Source organism: Actinosynnema sp. NPDC004786 (genome assembly GCF_053601135.1).
This window is the reverse complement of sequence record NZ_JBSGBG010000036.1, coordinates 40858-56020: the sequence shown is the minus strand read 5'-3', so window position 1 is coordinate 56020 and position 15163 is coordinate 40858. Positions and strand designations below refer to the sequence as shown.

The 15163-nt window shown below is 72.5% G+C and carries 14 protein-coding genes; 4 read left to right on the top strand and 10 right to left on the bottom strand.

All coding sequences use genetic code 11. The features are described from left to right. Positions 1-13 precede the first annotated feature (13 nt). Positions 14-973, bottom strand: a complete 960-nt coding sequence (locus ACWEFJ_RS27630; RefSeq protein WP_449715487.1) for an asparaginase — start codon at positions 971-973, stop codon at positions 14-16. Between the two features lie 453 nt (positions 974-1426). On the opposite strand from ACWEFJ_RS27630, the gene ACWEFJ_RS27625 reads away from it, so the two are divergent. Further along, on the top strand, positions 1427-2458 hold the full coding sequence (locus ACWEFJ_RS27625) for an SAM-dependent methyltransferase (RefSeq protein WP_449715486.1): 1032 nt from the start codon (positions 1427-1429) through the stop codon (positions 2456-2458). A gap of 75 nt (positions 2459-2533) precedes the next feature. On the opposite strand, the gene ACWEFJ_RS27620 is transcribed toward ACWEFJ_RS27625, so the two are convergent. From ACWEFJ_RS27620 to ACWEFJ_RS27610, 3 genes are all read right to left on the bottom strand, one after another. Next, positions 2534-3469 (bottom strand): endo-beta-N-acetylglucosaminidase H, encoded by a 936-nt coding sequence (locus ACWEFJ_RS27620; RefSeq protein WP_449715485.1) that lies wholly within the window; start codon positions 3467-3469, stop codon positions 2534-2536. A 300-nt stretch (positions 3470-3769) separates the two neighbouring features. After that, complete coding sequence (locus tag ACWEFJ_RS27615) at positions 3770-5005, bottom strand: PQQ-dependent sugar dehydrogenase (protein ID WP_378091505.1); 1236 nt, start codon at positions 5003-5005, stop codon at positions 3770-3772. Positions 5006-5107: 102 nt separating this feature from the next. Beyond that, the gene (locus tag ACWEFJ_RS27610; protein ID WP_449715484.1) at positions 5108-5539 is read right to left on the bottom strand and encodes a M15 family metallopeptidase; all 432 of its coding nucleotides are present in this window, start codon (positions 5537-5539) and stop codon (positions 5108-5110) included. A 182-nt stretch (positions 5540-5721) separates the two neighbouring features. Between ACWEFJ_RS27610 and ACWEFJ_RS27605 the strand changes: the two genes are divergently transcribed. Then, positions 5722-6501: a response regulator transcription factor gene (locus ACWEFJ_RS27605; protein WP_449715483.1), complete on the top strand. Its 780-nt coding sequence runs from the start codon at positions 5722-5724 to the stop codon at positions 6499-6501. Next, positions 6494-7612 (top strand): sensor histidine kinase, encoded by a 1119-nt coding sequence (locus ACWEFJ_RS27600; protein ID WP_378091499.1) that lies wholly within the window; start codon positions 6494-6496, stop codon positions 7610-7612. Before ACWEFJ_RS27605 ends, ACWEFJ_RS27600 begins: the two co-directional genes overlap by 8 nt. Positions 7613-7675: 63 nt before the next feature. Here ACWEFJ_RS27600 and vanX read toward each other — a convergent pair whose 3' ends face one another. The 4 genes from vanX to ACWEFJ_RS27580 form a co-directional block, all read right to left on the bottom strand. Next, the gene (vanX, locus tag ACWEFJ_RS27595; RefSeq protein WP_449715482.1) at positions 7676-8287 is read right to left on the bottom strand and encodes a D-Ala-D-Ala dipeptidase VanX; all 612 of its coding nucleotides are present in this window, start codon (positions 8285-8287) and stop codon (positions 7676-7678) included. After that, positions 8284-9312 (bottom strand): D-alanine--(R)-lactate ligase, encoded by a 1029-nt coding sequence (gene vanA, locus ACWEFJ_RS27590; protein WP_449715481.1) that lies wholly within the window; start codon positions 9310-9312, stop codon positions 8284-8286. Before vanA ends, vanX begins: the two co-directional genes overlap by 4 nt. Further along, complete coding sequence (locus tag ACWEFJ_RS27585) at positions 9309-10217, bottom strand: D-isomer specific 2-hydroxyacid dehydrogenase family protein (RefSeq protein ID WP_449715520.1); 909 nt, start codon at positions 10215-10217, stop codon at positions 9309-9311. Before ACWEFJ_RS27585 ends, vanA begins: the two co-directional genes overlap by 4 nt. A 299-nt stretch (positions 10218-10516) precedes the next feature. Beyond that, entirely contained in the window at positions 10517-11707 is a 1191-nt protein-coding gene (locus tag ACWEFJ_RS27580) for a serine hydrolase domain-containing protein (protein WP_449715480.1), read from the bottom strand. Positions 11708-12185: 478 nt separating this feature from the next. On the opposite strand from ACWEFJ_RS27580, the gene ACWEFJ_RS27575 reads away from it, so the two are divergent. Next, complete coding sequence (locus ACWEFJ_RS27575) at positions 12186-13367, top strand: S8 family peptidase (protein WP_449715479.1); 1182 nt, start codon at positions 12186-12188, stop codon at positions 13365-13367. Positions 13368-13559: 192 nt separating this feature from the next. Here the strand turns inward: ACWEFJ_RS27575 and ACWEFJ_RS27570 are convergent, their stop codons facing one another. Further along, positions 13560-13874: a hypothetical protein gene (locus ACWEFJ_RS27570; RefSeq protein WP_449715478.1), complete on the bottom strand. Its 315-nt coding sequence runs from the start codon at positions 13872-13874 to the stop codon at positions 13560-13562. A 288-nt stretch (positions 13875-14162) separates the two neighbouring features. Further along, entirely contained in the window at positions 14163-15107 is a 945-nt protein-coding gene (locus ACWEFJ_RS27565) for an acyltransferase domain-containing protein (RefSeq protein WP_378091487.1), read from the bottom strand. Positions 15108-15163 lie beyond the last annotated feature (56 nt).

The window sequence follows — 15163 nt, the reverse complement described above, 5'->3', positions numbered from 1 at the left end:
TCCCGGCCGGTGCTCAGCGCCGACCGAACGCGGACGCGACGGTGTCCGCGTCGGCCCCGGCGGCGAGCAGGCCGTGCAGCAGGATGCGGGCTTTGAGCGGGTCGAGGAAGCCGGCGCCGATCAGCCCCCGGGACAGCAGGTCGCGCTCGGAGCCGGGGAACGCGTAGGTGCCGGCGAGCACCGGGCCGGCGCCGGTGCGGGAGGCCAGCACCACGGGGATGCGGGCGGCGAGGCGGGCCAGCGGCGCGACCCACGTGTCGGGGACGTGGCCGACGCCGAACGCCGCCACGACCAGGCCGTCCACGGCCAGGTCCGCCAGGTGCGCCCCGTCGTCGCCGAGCGTCGCGGTGACGAGCCCGACCCGCACGTCCCGGCGCTCGTCGTCCGAGTGGGGCAGGACGGTGCGGCCGGTGGGGCGGTTGAGGATCCGGGGCGTGCCCTCGACCACCTGGCCGAGCGGCCCTCCGTTGGGTGACACGAACGTCGCGCCGCTGGTGGTGTGCGTCTTGCGGACGCGGTGCGCGGCGTGGATCTCGTCGGCGAACACGACCAGGCAGCCGAGGTCGCGCGCGTCCGGGTGGGCGGCTGTCTGGACCGCGGCGAGCAGGTTGGCGGGACCGTCCGCGCCCGCGAGGGTGGGGTTGCGCATCGCACCGGTGACCACGACCGGCTGCGGCGCGGTGTGCCGCAGGTCGAGGTGGTAGGAGGTCTCCTCGATGGTGTCGGTGCCCTGGGTGACCACCACCCCGTCGAACCCCGCCGCGCACCGCTGCCGGACCTCCGCCACCAGCGCCGCGAGGTCGGCGAAGGTCAACGACGCGCCGGGCGCCCGCCGGAAGTCCACCACCTCGACCTCGACACCGGTCGCGGCGAGCCCCGGCACCGCGGCGACCAACTCGTCCGCCGACAGCGCGGGCACCACACCGCCGCCGTCCGCCGCGGTCATCGCGATCGTGCCACCCAGACCGATCACGACGACCCGCCGGTTTCCCGTGCCCGACCCTCCGGACGACGTTCCCTGCACCGGTGCCTCCTGCCGTGGCGCGCGTGGACGTGGGGTGCGACGCCGGCTCCGGGCGACGGCCGTCCCGTCCGGCGTGCTGGCACGCGTGGCCACCGTAGTCAGTCTTGAGCGGAGCCGTGGCGCGAATCCCACGGCGCGTCCACATCACCACCACCGCACCCGCCGCGGCCCCGACAGTTGCCACTGTCCACCGGCAGCGGATCGCCCCTTTCCCCGGCTCGGTCGAAATGCGTTCGCGCCAATCGACTCGCACGTCGGATGCGGATTGCCGCGCACTTCCGATCCGCAGAGCACATCGCCGACGCACGGGCGGTAATCCGGCCGGCCCGCGCGGAGTGGTAAAATTCCCCGCCGTCGAGATTCGTGCCCGCCGAACGGTTCCCTCCCACGAATGGCCCTCACATGACTTCACCCGACGGCGTTCTCTTCGCCACCGCGGAGGACAGTTACCGCGACGCCTCCCTGGAATTGAAGAACGCTTTCGGCCGGCAGCTCGACGTCAAGCGGGTCGGCCCCGACGAGGGACTGGCCGTCGGCCTCACCGCCGCCGAGGTCGCCGAGGTGTGCCGCCGGGCCGAGATCGTGTTCGTCAAGCACCTGACCGACCAGGTAGCCCACGTCACGGGCCCCGAGCGGGCGGACCCGGCGGCGATCGCCCGGGTGGCGCGCGAGGTCGTGTCGCGGCACGGGCTCGGCGGCGCGGGGCTCGCGGTGCAGGTGTGGGCCAGCGGGTCGCCGCGGATGGGGTACACGTCGGGTGAGCTGTTCGCCGCCGTGGCGGAGGCGATGGCCGAGGACGGCGTCCGGGTCGGCCGGGCGGGCGAACCCGTCGTGCTGTCCTGCTGCATCACGGCCGAGGGCGTCCGGCTCGGCGTCAACACCGCCGCGGACAGCCTCACCGACTGGCCGGGCGGCCGGGTCCGGTTGGCGCGGGATCCGGCGCAGGTCTCCCGCGCGGAGTTCAAGCTCGAGGAGCTGTTCCAGGTGTTCCCCTCGGACCTGCCGACCGGCGGCCGCGCGGTGGACCTCGGCGCGTCCCCCGGCGGCTGGACGCGGATCCTGCGGACCAAGGGGTTCGAGGTGTGGGCGGTCGACCCGGGCGACCTCGCGCCGCAGGTGGCGGCCGACCGCCGGGTGCACCACGAGCGCACGACGGCGGGCGAGTTCTTCCGCCGCACGGACCGGGCGTTCGACGTGGTCGTCAACGACATGCGGATGGACCCGGAGCTGAGCTGCGAGGTGATGCTGGAGGCCGCCGCGCGCCTGCGCCCCGGCGCGGTCGCGATCCTCACCCTGAAGACGGGCACGCACCGCCCGGTGGAGGTGGTGGAACGCTGCCGCAGGCTGCTGCGCAAGCGCTACGACGTCACCTTCGCCCGCCAGTTGCACCACAACCGCCACGAGCTGACCGTGGTCGCCACCCGGCGCTCCTGATCCCGAGCTGCCCGGACCACCCGGACGCCGGACCACCGCCGGCCCGGACCGCGCCGCCGGTGGTCGCCGAGGAGGTCAGCGCCCGGCCGACGCGGCGCAGGGCCGGCAGGGGATGTGGTCGCCGACGTAGACCGCGTCACTGCCGTACAGCTCGCGCGTGAAGCCGGACGCGTACTCGTGCGAGTCGGTTCCGGGGAGGTTGTAGGTCAGGTACGCGCCGTACCCCTCCTCCACGGTCCGCCGGGCGAGCCGGGTGGCGGTGTCGGCGGGCGTTGCGGTGAAGTCCACCGCGGCCGGGGAGAGGCGTGCCCTGGGCAGGTCGATCTTCGGCACGTCCCAGCTGCCGTAGTCGGAGTTCCACGAGTAGTCGAACACCTTGGCCAGGTCGATGTCGCCGTACTTCAGCCTCTTGCTCGCCGGGCCGTAGAAGAACAAGGTGATCAGCTCGTCCTCGAGGTGGCCGCGCAACGCCGACACCAGGTAGGGGAACGAGAAGTCGTTGACCGGCTTGCCCTTGTGGTACTCGGCCCACTCGTCGTCGAAGTCGATGCCGTCGAGCCGGTGCTCGCGCACCGCGTCGGCGAGCTGCGCGGCGAACGCGGCGGCCGCCTCGCGGGTCTGGAAGTTCGACACGCCGACACCCTGGTGGTTGCCGATCACCGACAGCAGCACCTTGATGCCCTTGCGCTGGAGCGGGCGGATCTGCGTGTCGGCGTTGTCGAGCACCCACCGCACGTTCTCGTTGAAGGTCAGCTTCGCGGCCTTCCGGACCGGGTCGTAGTCGATGTTGGCGGCGAAGATGATGGCGATGTCGAACACGTTCGCGCCGTCCTTGGCGAGCCGGTACTTGCCGACCTCGCGCAGTTGGCGGTTGTTGTTCACCTCGACGTAGACGGCGGTGATCGGCCCGTCCTTCGCGGACGCCACCGCGACCACGGGTGTCGTCGAACCGACCAGCAACACCACCGCGGCCACCAGCGCGAGGCCGGCGCCGCGACCGAATGCCCGCATCGTTGATCAACCCCTCCGTGCCGACGGTCGTGCACCGAGTGTGGCAACGGAATCCGGGATCCACGGACACACGATCCGCTGAAAGGCACCCCCGGAACGGGTGCTTCCAGCCCTCGGTCCCGAACGGCCGGGTCGCTGACGATCACTGCGGCACCTCGGGCGCTCGACGGATGCCGATCGTGGTCGGCATCGCGCCGTCGCGGGCTCGCTGTGGACGCCTCGGGCGTTCCCCCGCCGGGACCGGCACATCGGTCCGGGGACGGCCGCCGGTGGGCGGCCGTCCCCGGGGGTCTCGCGGGATCAGCGGTTCGTCGCGCCGGAGGTCGGCTGCACGCGCTCGAACCGCACGCGGCTCAGGTAGCCGGGCAGGTCGCTCAGCACGTACAGCTCGCCCTGGGCGTCGGCGCCGATCGCGGTCGGCTGGGTGGGGAAGTAGCCGATCACCGCGTTCTCGTAGGTGCCGTCCAGCCGGGGCCGCACGGCGAACACGCGGGTCGAGCAGTAGTCGCTCGCGATGTAGGTGCCCCACGCCTCGGGCGTCCGCGAACCCCGGTACACCACGCCGCCGGTCACCGAGCAGTTGTCGTTGTAGTGGTCGTACTCGAAGACCGGGTCGGTGTACCGCCCGCCGGGCCGGCACTGCTGCGGGTCGAACACCGGGGTGCCCTCCTTGCAGGACCAGCCGAGGTTCGCGCCGCCCTGCGACGGGCGGATGTGGTTGATCTCCTCGACCAGGCCCTGGCCGACGTCGCCGATCCACAGCGAGCCGTCGACCGGGTCGACGGAGAACCGCCACGGGTTGCGCAGCCCGTAGAGCCAGATCTCCGGCCGCGCGCCCGGCACGCGGACGAACGGGTTGCCGGCGGGCACGCAGTAGGGCTTCGTCCCGCAGGCGCGGTTGACGTCGATCCGGACGATCTTGCCGAGCAGCGTGCCGAGGTTCTGGCCGGCCTTGAACGGGTCGTTGGTGTGGCCGCCGTCGCCGAGGGACCAGTAGAGGTAGCCGTCGCGGCCGAACGCGACCTGGCCGCCGTTGTGGTTGCCGTACTCGGCGTGGGGCTGGGTGAGCAGCACCTGGAGCCGTTCGGGCGCGCCGATGGGCACCCGTGCCAGGGTCAGCTCGCCGGCCGGCAGGCTCGTGTAGGCCACGTACAGGATCCCGGTCCGGGAGAAGTTCGGCGCGGGCGTGATGCCGAGCAGGCCGCGTTCGTTGTCGGAGGAGTCGACGCGGGCGGTGAGGTCGAGCACGGGCTCCGCCGCGAGCCCGGTGTCGGGCCGGTAGGAGCGGACGGTGCCCTCCTTCTCCACGATCAGCATCCGGCCATCCGGCAGGCCGGTGATCGCGACCGGGCGGCGCAGGCCGAACGCCACCTGTTCGGACACGACGGTCAACTCGGCGACCGGCACCGCGCGGGCGCGGGGTGCGCCGACGGCGGCGTTGCCGGCCGTCGACACCGAGGGCAACAGCAGGGCGGACAGGGCCAGAACGAGCAGGCCGGCCAGCAGGGTGACCGGGCGACAACGTCGTCGCGACATGGTTCGGCTCCTCGAGGCAGGGTGGAAGGCGCTTTCTGGGAGCGCTCCCAACGTACCGTGACTCCCCGACAACTTCCAGTCACCGCCCGGCGCGAGCGGTGATCAGGCCCGCCACCGCCGCATCCTCGGGTCGTGCGTCGGGTCGGGGTACATCGGCGGGCAGCCGCCGGCGACCGCCTCCGGCCGCAGCTCGAAGTGCCAGGGTTCGTTGCGGTAGACCTGGCACAGGCCGTAGCGCGCGCCGTGCTCGGACAGCCACCTCCGCGCGGCGGGCGGCCCGATGTCGACGGCCCGCCCCGACACGTGCGCGGAGGTGTCGGGGGTGGCCACCCACCGGGCGGCTTCCGCTGCCGACCCGTGCGTTGAAATCGCCTCGCGGAATAGCTCTCCCTGGTATTCCGGGGAACGCCAACCGCCATTCACGAAGAACTCGACGCCGTCCCGCGCGGCGTCGGTCGCGGCCCGGCGCAGGGCGGTGAGGAGGTCGGGGTCGAGGTTCACCACGGCCGGGCTCCCGTCGTCGAAGACCGTCACCGGGCGGGGCACGGCGCCGTGTGCGCGCCGGGCGGTCGAGGACACCGGGAATCGGGTGCGGCGGACCGCCGTACCTGCTGGTTCGCTGTAGCGCATGCCGCCAATGAACGCAACGCGGTGTTGCCGGGGCGTTCCGGTTTTTCGATATGCCGGCGATATGCGACCGCCCGTAGCATCGGGGCATGCGTGTGTTGATCGTCGAGGACGAGCCCTATCTGGCGGAGGCGATCCGGGACGGGCTCCGCCTGGCGGCGATCGCCGCCGACATCGCCGGTGACGGGGACACCGCACTGGAGTTGTTGGGCGTGAATTCCTACGACATCGCCGTGCTCGACCGCGACATTCCCGGGCCGTCCGGCGACGAGGTCGCCGAGACCATCGTGGCCTCCGGCAGCGGCATGCCGATCCTGATGCTCACGGCCGCCGACCGGCTGGACGACAAGACGTCCGGCTTCGAACTCGGCGCCGACGACTACCTCACCAAGCCGTTCGAGTTGCCGGAGCTGGTGCTCCGGCTCAGGGCGCTCGACCGCCGGCGTGCGCACAACAGGCCGCCCGTGCGCGAGCTGGCGGGCCTGCGGCTGGACCCGTTCCGCCGGGAGGTCTACCGGGACGGCCGGTACGTCGCGCTGACCCGGAAGCAGTTCGCCGTGCTGGAAGTCCTCGTCGCCGCCGAGGGTGGCGTCGTCAGCGCCGAGGAGCTGCTGGAGCGGGCGTGGGACGAGAACGCCGACCCGTTCACCAACGCCGTGCGCATCACGGTCTCGGCACTGCGCAAACGCCTCGGCGAGCCCTGGGTCATCGCCACCGTGCCCGGCGTCGGCTACCGCATCGCCACCGCACCCGACATCACGCCCGGCACTTCGTCCGACACCGCGCCCGACACTTCGCCCGCCGCCGCGCCCGGCACCGGAGCTGACGCCGCGCCCGACGCCGGACCCGCGGGACGGGACCGTGGATAGGGAACCGGGGTTGAGCGTCCGCCTCAAGCTGACCCTCAGCTATGCCGGGTTCCTCATGCTCGCGGGCGTCTTGCTGCTCGCGGTCGTGTGGGTGTTCCTGCTGCGGTACGTGCCCGAGGTCATCCACCCCGAGCGCGACCTGCCGGGGACGCTGCGCCCCGGCCCGGCGGTGCCCGACCGCACCGCGCTGGAGGAGGCGTTCGTCCCGAAGGCGGGCCTGGCGATGCTGTTCCTGCTGGTGTTCGGCCTCGTGGGCGGCTGGCTCCTGGCGGGCAGCATGCTCGCGCCCCTGACCCGCATCACCCAGGCGACCCGCCTGGCCGCCGAGGGGTCGCTGTCGCACCGGATCCGGCTGGAGGGCCGCGCGGACGAGTTCCGCGAACTCGCCGACGCCTTCGACACCATGCTCGCGCGGCTGGAGGCGCACGACGCCGAGCAGCAGCGCTTCGCCGCGAACGCGTCCCACGAACTGCGCACCCCGCTGGCGATCACCCAGACCCTCCTCGACGTGGCCCGCAACGACCCGGACCGCGACGCGGGCGAACTCGTGGAACGCCTGCACTTCGTCAACACCCGGGCGATCGACCTCACCGAGGCGCTGCTCCTGCTCAGCCGCGCCAACCGGCGGACCTTCAGCCGGGAGCCGGTCGACCTGTCGCTCGTGGCGGAGGAAGCCGCCGAAACGCTCCTCCCGCTCGCGGAGCAACGCGGCCTCACCATCGAGACGTCCGGCGACGCGGCACCCACCACCGGCTCGCACGCGTTGCTGCTGCAGATGACGACGAACCTCGTGCACAACGCGATCGTCCACAACCTGCCCGACCGGGGCACCGTGTGGGTCCGGACCGGCGCCGACTCCCGGAACGCGGTGCTCAAGGTCGAGAACACCGGGGCACGCCTGACGCCGGAGCTGATCCCGACCTTCACCGAGCCGTTCCAGCGCGGCACCCGACGCGTGCGCAGCGACCACGCCGGCGTCGGCCTCGGCCTGGCCATCGTCAAGAGCATCGTCCAGGCCCACGACGGGACCCTCACCCTCACGCCCCGGGCCGAGGGAGGGCTGCGCATCGCGGTGCGGCTGCCCGTCGCGCCACCGCGCACCGGCCAGTGACCTCCTCCCACGACGACCGGTCCGGCGTTCGGCCCTCGCCCGAAGGCCGAACGCCGGACCACGTCACGGACCGATGGGGAAGTCGAAATAGCGGTCCGGGTGCGGTTCGTCGGTCAAGGTGTAGTGCCACCACTCGTACTCGTACGCCCGGAAGCCGCACGACTCCATGATCGACCGCAGGCGCCGGCGGTTCCCCGCCTCGACGGGGCCGATCCCCGGCGCGCCGTGGTGCGAGACCGGGTCCATCAGGTCGTGGTCGCCGCCCATGGGCGCGAGTTCACCGGTGCCCAGGTGGTAGAGCGTCAAGTCCACCGTGCCGCCCCGGCTGTGACCGGATCTGGCGGCCACGTACCCCTTCCCGACCATCTCGGCGCGGTCGATGTTCGGGTAGTGCCGCGGCTTGGTCCGGCCGTCCTCCGGCTGCCGCGACCAGCGCAGGAAGCAGTCCACGGCGCGCTGCGGGCGGTAGCCGTCCCAGACGAGCAGCCCGAAGCCGAGCGTCGCGGCCTTCTCCTGCGCGTTGCCCAACGCCTCGCACAACGCCCTCGTGCCGACGATCCGGTTCACCTCGTAGCCGTCCACCGGCTTGCCGGTGAAGTTGTCCCAGGTGGCGTACTTGGCGTCCCAGCGGATGCCGGGCACCACCTCGTCCAGGAAGGCGAAATCGCCGTTCATCGCACCGCCCCGGGCACGGCCAGGGACACGACCCGGTCGATCACGTCGCCGAGCGACAACCCGGCGGCGGCCATCATCCTCGGGTAGCGGCTGTACGAGGTGAGGCCGGGCAGGGTGTTGACCTCGTTGAGGACCACCGTGCCGTCCTCCGTCAGGAACATGTCCACGCGCGCCAGCCCCCGGCAGCCCAGAGCGCGGTACACGGTCTTCGCGGTCTCGCGGACGAGCGCGCGCGACTCGGCCGGGATGTCGGCGGGGACGATCGCGACCGAGTTCTCGGACCCGTTCTCCGGCTCGCTCTCCTGGTGGATCCGGAAGAAGCCGTGGGACAGCGCGATCCGGTCCACCTCGCCGGCGACCAGCTCGCCGTCGTTCCCGAGGATGGCGCAGCCGATCTCGCTGCCGACGACCGCCTCCTCGATCAGCACCTTCGAGTCGTACCGCCGCGCGGCCTCCACCGCGGTCGCCAGGTCCTCGGCGCGGGTCACCTTGCCGACCCCGAACGACGATCCGGAGCGGGCGGGCTTCACGAAGACGGGGTAGGTCAGCCGGTCGGGGTCGACGTGCTCGCCCGCCGTGAGGGTGCGGAACTCCGGCGTGGCGACCCCGGCACTGCGCGCGACCAGGTAGGTGAGCGACTTGTCCATGCACAGGGCGGAACTCTGGACGTCGCAGCCGGCGTAGGGGATGCCGGACAGCTCCAGCAGGCCCTGCACCGCGCCGTCCTCGCCCTGCTTGCCGTGCAGGACGGGCAGCACGACGTCCAGGTCGATCGTCCGGTACCGCCCGTCGTCCAGCACGAGCAGCCCGCGCGCGTCGCGGTCCGGCGACAGCACGACCGGGCGGCCCCCGTGCTCCCACTCCCCGTCCGGCCCGTCGCAGAGCCGCCAGGCGCCGTTGCGCGTGATCCCGACGTAGTACGGCTCGTACTTCCCGGTGTCGAGGTGCTTCGCCACCTCCCGCGCGGACTTGACGGAGACGGGGTGCTCCTCGGAGCGTCCGCCGAACACAATGCCGATCTTCATATCCAGTGCTGCTTCCTGCGGTCGAAGTCGCGACAGTTGACGAGGGAGTTCTCGACCACGTCGCTCAGGGCGTGGTCGGTGTAGTAGGCGGTGTGCGGGCTGATGAGCACGTTCGGCATCTCCTGCAACCGCGCCAGCTGCGCGCTGGGCAAGGGCCGGTCCCGGCGGTCGGCGTAGAAGATCCCTTCCTCGCCTTCGAGGACGTCGAGCGCCGCACCGCCCAACCGGCCGTCCGCCAACGCCCGGATGAGGGCGTCGGTGTCGATGAGCCCGCCCCGGCCGGTGTTGACGACGAACGCGCCGGGCTTCATCTGCCCGATGCGGCGACGGTCCAGCAGGTGGCGCGTGGTCGCGTCGAGCGGTGTGTGGAGCGTGACGATGTCGCTCTGCTGCAACAACTCGTCGAGGGGGACGTAATCGGCGGAGGACCTGGGGCGGATGTCATGGGCGAGCTTCTGGCAGCCGAACCCCCACAGCCGGTCGATGACCGCGGAACCGATCCGGCCGGTGCCGACCACCCCGACGGTCAGGTCGCGCAGCTCTTTCCCGCGCACTTCGTGCAACCGGTAGTCGTGGGCGTCCGTGCGCCTGATGGTGGCCTTCGCGTTCCGGATGGCCATCAACATCAGCATCACCGTGTAGTCGGCCACGCTGTCGGGCGAATAGGCGACGTTCTCCACGGAGATGCCGACGCTCCTCGCGTACTCCACGTCGACGTGGTTGTACCCGACGCTCCTGGTGGAGATGTACGACACGCCCACCCGACTCAGCGCGCGGAGCGTGCCGTTCGTGATCGGGGTTTTGTGGCCCACGCTGACGCAGCGGTGCCCCGACGCCAATCCGGCGTTGTCCTCCGACACCGGGTCCCCGGTGATGGTCGGCACGACGCCGTGGCGCGGCGCCATCGCCCGGAACAGGACGGCTTCGTCCGGTTCGCAGCCGTACACCGTGATCCCCGTGGTGGGACCGGCCGACGGGGGCACCGGCGACCGGGCGCGGCGGGCCGATTCCCGTGCCGTTTCGCTGTCGAACATGCCACCAGTCAAGACGGCGTGGTGTTGCCGGCACGTATGCGGTTTTGGATATGCCGACGATATGCGCCGGCCGGTAAGGCGCTTCCCCTTGTGCTCGGGGGAATGGCGGGTTTCACGGGCGTGTCCCCGCGTCGGCGCGCCCGACGGGAAGCCGGGCCGGCGGCGCGCGGTCAGTCGTCCGCCGCCTGGAAGGCGGCGGTCCAGAGGTCGTGCCACATCGGCAGCCTCTGGTCGCCCGCGTGCCCGCGCTGCATGAAGAAGAGCGCGGTCAGGTCGCGGGCCGGGTCGTTGTACCAGGCGGTGCCGTAGTAGCCGGACCACCCGTAGCTGCCGGCCGAGGGGCCGAGCCGACTGGGCCGGGTCAGCACCGACACCCCGAAACCCCAGCCCATCTCGTTGAAGAACCCCGGCCAGAACCCGGAAACGGCCTTCTGCGCCGCGGTCAGCCGGTCGCCGGTCATCAGCGCCACCGACGGCCCGGACAGCACCCGTTCGCCGCCGTGGGAACCGCCGGCCAGCAGGGCCGAGGCGAAGGCGGAGAAGTCTTGGGCGGTCGAGACGAGCCCGCCGCCACCCGATTCGAACGGCGGCGGCCGGCTCCACCGCCCGTCGCGGCCGTCTTCGACCACCGGCTCGCCGGTGTCGGCGTGGTCGCGGCGGTACGCCGTCGCGAACCGGTCGGAGCCCCCGCCGGCCACGCTGAAGGCGGTGTCCTTCATCCCGAGCGGGTCGCAGATGCGCTCGCGCAACGCTTCCCCGAAGGACATGCCGGTGGCCCGGGCGATGAGCACGCCGGTCACGTTGGAGGCGGTGTCGTACATCCAGCGCTCACCCGGCTGGTGGGCCAGCGGCAGCGCGCCCAACCGGCGCATCCACTCGTCCGGCGACGAGTAGTCGAGCGCGCCCAACGCGTCCGCGATCGGGATCTTCCCCGGCCCGGTGGGGATCACGCCGGTGCCGAAGGTGTACGTCAGCAGGTGCCGCAGCGTGATCGGCCGTTCCGCCGGCACGGTCCGGTCCAGCGGCCCGGCGGGATCGGCGAGCACGGTCATGTCCGCCAGTTCCGGGAGGAGGTCGTCGACCGGGTCGTCCAGGCGCAGGGTGCCGTCGTCGACCAGCGTCATCGCGCACGCGGCGACGAGCGGCTTGGTCATCGACGCCAGGCGGCAGATCGTGTCGGCCGCCATCGGCGTCCCCGACCCCGCGCCCTCGAAGGCGAGCGTGCCGGTCGCCACGACGCGCACCTCGCCGTGACGGGCGAGCACGGCCACCGCACCGGGCACGAAACCGGACTCGACCTGGCGCTCCAACACCTCCCGCACCCGCGCCAACCGTCCCGACGAGAAGCCACCGGCGGCCATCCGCCTCCCCCTCCGTCCGCACGTCGCCCAGCGCGCGACGACCGTAGCCCGCAGGCCGACGCCGGGGGAGGAGCGCGCGTCCCGGCACTACGGCTCCCCGGCCTGACCCGCCACCCGCTCACGGCCGACGGCCGGTTGTGACCGGTTCCGTCCTCACCGGTGCGTGCTCGTCGCGGTGGCCGAGCACGGCACGCATCCCAGCCCGGCACCGCTCGTCGTCCGGACCGGGGATCGGCGTCCCCGGCCGCCGCCGGCCCGGACAGCGGTGGACAAGCGCCCGCCGGAGCGAACCGGCCATTACCAGTTGTCGGTTATCTCCACCGAGCGTGAAGGGGCGGGCGGCCGTTCGACCGAACCCCGTTGACCGGGCACATAAGCGCTGGTCAGGCTGCATGTCTGGACTCGGGCGAGTGAGAGGTCGACCCCGTCAACCCTGCGTCGGGGCGCACTCGTCCCGGTTCTCCAGGAGGAGCCGACCGTGCGTCCCTTCCCTCGAACGTTCGTCGTCCTGGCCGCCGCGACCACCGTCGCCGGCCTCGCCACCACCGCCGCCTCGGCCGAACCGCCGCACCAGGCGGAGATCGTCACCGCGACGGCGTCCGCGACCGTCCACCCCATCAAGGACTCCTACATCGTCCTGCTCGGCGCCACGGCCCGCAGCGGCGCGAGCGTGGCCGCCACGGCGGGCGTCACGCCGACCCGGGTCTGGGACGCGGCGCTGCACGGGTTCGCCGCCAAGCTCACCCCGGCGCAGCTGCGCAAGCTCAGCCGCGACCCGGCGGTCGTGACGATCGAGCAGGACGTGCTGGTCACCGACGCGCTCGACGCGACCCAGGCCAACCCGCCGTCGTGGGGCATCGACCGCATCGACCAGACGGCCCTGCCGCTGTCCAAGAGCTACACCTACAACTACACCGGCGCGGGCGTGCACGCCTACGTCATCGACACCGGTATCACGCCGGGCCACGCGGACTTCGGCGGCCGGGCCACGTTCGACTACAACGGCATCGACGCCGACAACACCGACTGCCACGGGCACGGCACGCACGTCGCCGGCACGGTCGGCTCGGCCACCTACGGCGTCGCCAAGGGCGTGCGGCTGCACGGCGTGAAGATGATGAACTGCTCGGGCAGCGCCACGACCACGTCGGCGCTCAACGCGATCAACTGGGTCACCGCCAACCACACCAAGCCGGCCGTGGCGAACACGTCGTGGAACTTCACCGCCTCGGCGAGCCTGGAGACCGCGATCCGCAACATGATCGCCGCGGGCGTCTTCCTGGCCACCTCGGCGGGCAACACCGGCGGCAACTCGTGCGACCGCCTGCCGCGCAAGGTGGAGACGGCCAGCGTGGTGGCGTCGTCCACGAGCGCCGATGTCCGGTCGGCGAGCTCCAGCACGGGCGCGTGCGTGGACCTCTACGCGCCGGGCAACCTGATCGTCTCGACCGTGCGCACCGGCGGCTCGGGCACGATGAGCGGCACCTCCATGGCGACGCCGCACGTGACGGGCGTGGCCGCGCTGTACAAGCAGCGGTTCGGCGACCAGTCGTCGGCCACCGTGCACAACTGGCTGAACGCCGGCGCCACGCCGAACGTGATCGCCGGCGGCGACACGGGCGGCACGGTCAACCGCCTGCTGTTCACCAACGGCCTGTGAGTTCCCCCGGCGCGCGGGGACGACGTCCCGCCTCGCGCGCCGGGGCCCCACTCCCGGTTGTGCCTGGAGACGTTGGGCATCCCGGTGCCCCGCCGCAGCCGCCGGGACGGTGGTCACCCCTTCGCGAAGCGCAGGAAGGAAACGACAGCCCCGGCCCCGCAAGAGGGACCGGCCGACCGTCGGACCCGCGGTTCACAGCTGACCGCGGCCTCGACCCCGCGATCGGGCGCGCAGCGCGGCGTGCCGGGCCCCGGTTCCCAGGTGCCGCTCCCGCCGGGCCCGGACGTGGCCTTGTCGGGCGGCGTGGCGGCGGCGGGGCGAGGACGGGCCGTGGACGTGCTCGTCACCCTCGAACAGCCGCCGCCGATCGCGTTGGAGCAGCGGGACGTGGATGCGTTCGCGGGTGGGCACGCCCGGTGCGGTGCGCGGGACGAGGTCGTCCGCGAGCCAGAGGAACACGCGCTCGGGGCGTTCGGCGGGCAGGGCGGTACGGCGGAGTTCGCTCATGGGTTCGTGGACTCCAGTGCTCGTGCGGGAGGCGTGGTGCGGTGCACTGCCTCGGGACCGGTGGTGCGCGGCCGGCACCGATCACGCGGTGCGGGTTTCGCATGGCACGGCGGAGGTCGGCGGGGAGGTGCTCGAACCCGCCGTCGGCCTCTTGGTCGTCACTGGTCACTGCCGCATGTCGGCCATGATGTGCAGCCGGCCGACCGCGGTCAACGGGTTTTCGGGATGCTCACGGCTCGACCGGCCCGACCCGCGGGCAGGACTGCGGGCCGGGCGAAGTGGCTCCGGTCAGATCGGGAACCGGCCGCGGCGCCACTGCCAGTGGCGGCCGGCCTCGAGGTGGTCCACGGCCGCGCGTTGGAGCGCGGTGCGGCGCGGCAGTTGGTCCAGCGGTGTGGTCAGGGTGCGGAACACGAACCGCAGCACCTCGACGTCGGCGTCGATCCCCTCGGGCTGCTCGTAGGGTTCCAGCTCGAACCTCCGCTGGAACCGGACGATGTTGGAGTCCTCGGGCAGGTAGTCCAGCAGTTGCGGGTCGAGCAGCCACGAGCCGCAGGAGAACGCCGTGTGACGCTCGTCGGGGAAGTGGCGCGGGAAGAACGCGCGGGCCTGGTCCAGCGATGCCTCGACCGCCTGCGGGGTCAGCGGTCCGGACTCGGGGACGTGCAGGTCGAGGGTGGTGTCGCCGCGCTGGAACTGCAACCGGCCCAGCTCGTAGACGCCGCCGCGCGCGTGCAGGGTCAGCCAGCTCTGCATGACCGGCCAGCCCTCGCCGCGCATCCTCCGGTCGACCGCGAGGTTGCGCCCCAGGTCCGCCAGGGTCGCGTACGACACGGACTCGGGGATGCCGTGGTCGCGGTGATACCCCACGACGACTTCGACCAACGCCAGGTAGGCGTACACGTACAGGTGCCGCCAAGCGGGACCCCGGTCACGCGGCAACTCCGGACCGGGCACCAGCCAGCCGTACCCTCCGAGATCGGCGCGGACCAGGGCGGTGGAGCGGTCCAGCAGCCACCGCAACTCCGGGGTCCACCAGGGAGATCCGGGATCGGGCCAGCCGGCGATGATCTCGGCGGCGTCGTCGGGCCGCACCGCCAGGCGGGCGAGGAGCGCGGACGCGTCGGACTTGGCGGGCAGCGGAGCCGAGGGCAGGTCGCCCGCGAGCCGGTGCACGCGCTCGACGTCCTCGACGGGCACCCCGAGCCGGGCGGCCATGGCGTCCAGGTCCACGCGCGCGACCCTACCAGCCAGGCCGATCCACACCCCCGCCTCCGGACGGACGATCG

Bases quoted from the DNA above. Each gene is read 5' to 3' on its own strand.
- ACWEFJ_RS27625 (WP_449715486.1), top strand. From the start codon at position 1,427: ATGACTTCACCCGACGGCGTTCTCTTCGCCACCGCGGAGGACAGTTAC.
- ACWEFJ_RS27620 (WP_449715485.1), bottom strand. From the start codon at position 3,469: ATGCGGGCATTCGGTCGCGGCGCCGGCCTCGCGCTGGTGGCCGCGGTG.
- ACWEFJ_RS27615 (WP_378091505.1), bottom strand. From the start codon at position 5,005: ATGTCGCGACGACGTTGTCGCCCGGTCACCCTGCTGGCCGGCCTGCTC.
- ACWEFJ_RS27605 (WP_449715483.1), top strand. From the start codon at position 5,722: ATGCGTGTGTTGATCGTCGAGGACGAGCCCTATCTGGCGGAGGCGATC.
- vanX (WP_449715482.1), bottom strand. From the start codon at position 8,287: ATGAACGGCGATTTCGCCTTCCTGGACGAGGTGGTGCCCGGCATCCGC.
- vanA (WP_449715481.1), bottom strand. From the start codon at position 9,312: ATGAAGATCGGCATTGTGTTCGGCGGACGCTCCGAGGAGCACCCCGTC.
- ACWEFJ_RS27585 (WP_449715520.1), bottom strand. From the start codon at position 10,217: ATGGCGCCGCGCCACGGCGTCGTGCCGACCATCACCGGGGACCCGGTG.
- ACWEFJ_RS27580 (WP_449715480.1), bottom strand. From the start codon at position 11,707: ATGGCCGCCGGTGGCTTCTCGTCGGGACGGTTGGCGCGGGTGCGGGAG.
- ACWEFJ_RS27570 (WP_449715478.1), bottom strand. From the start codon at position 13,874: ATGAGCGAACTCCGCCGTACCGCCCTGCCCGCCGAACGCCCCGAGCGC.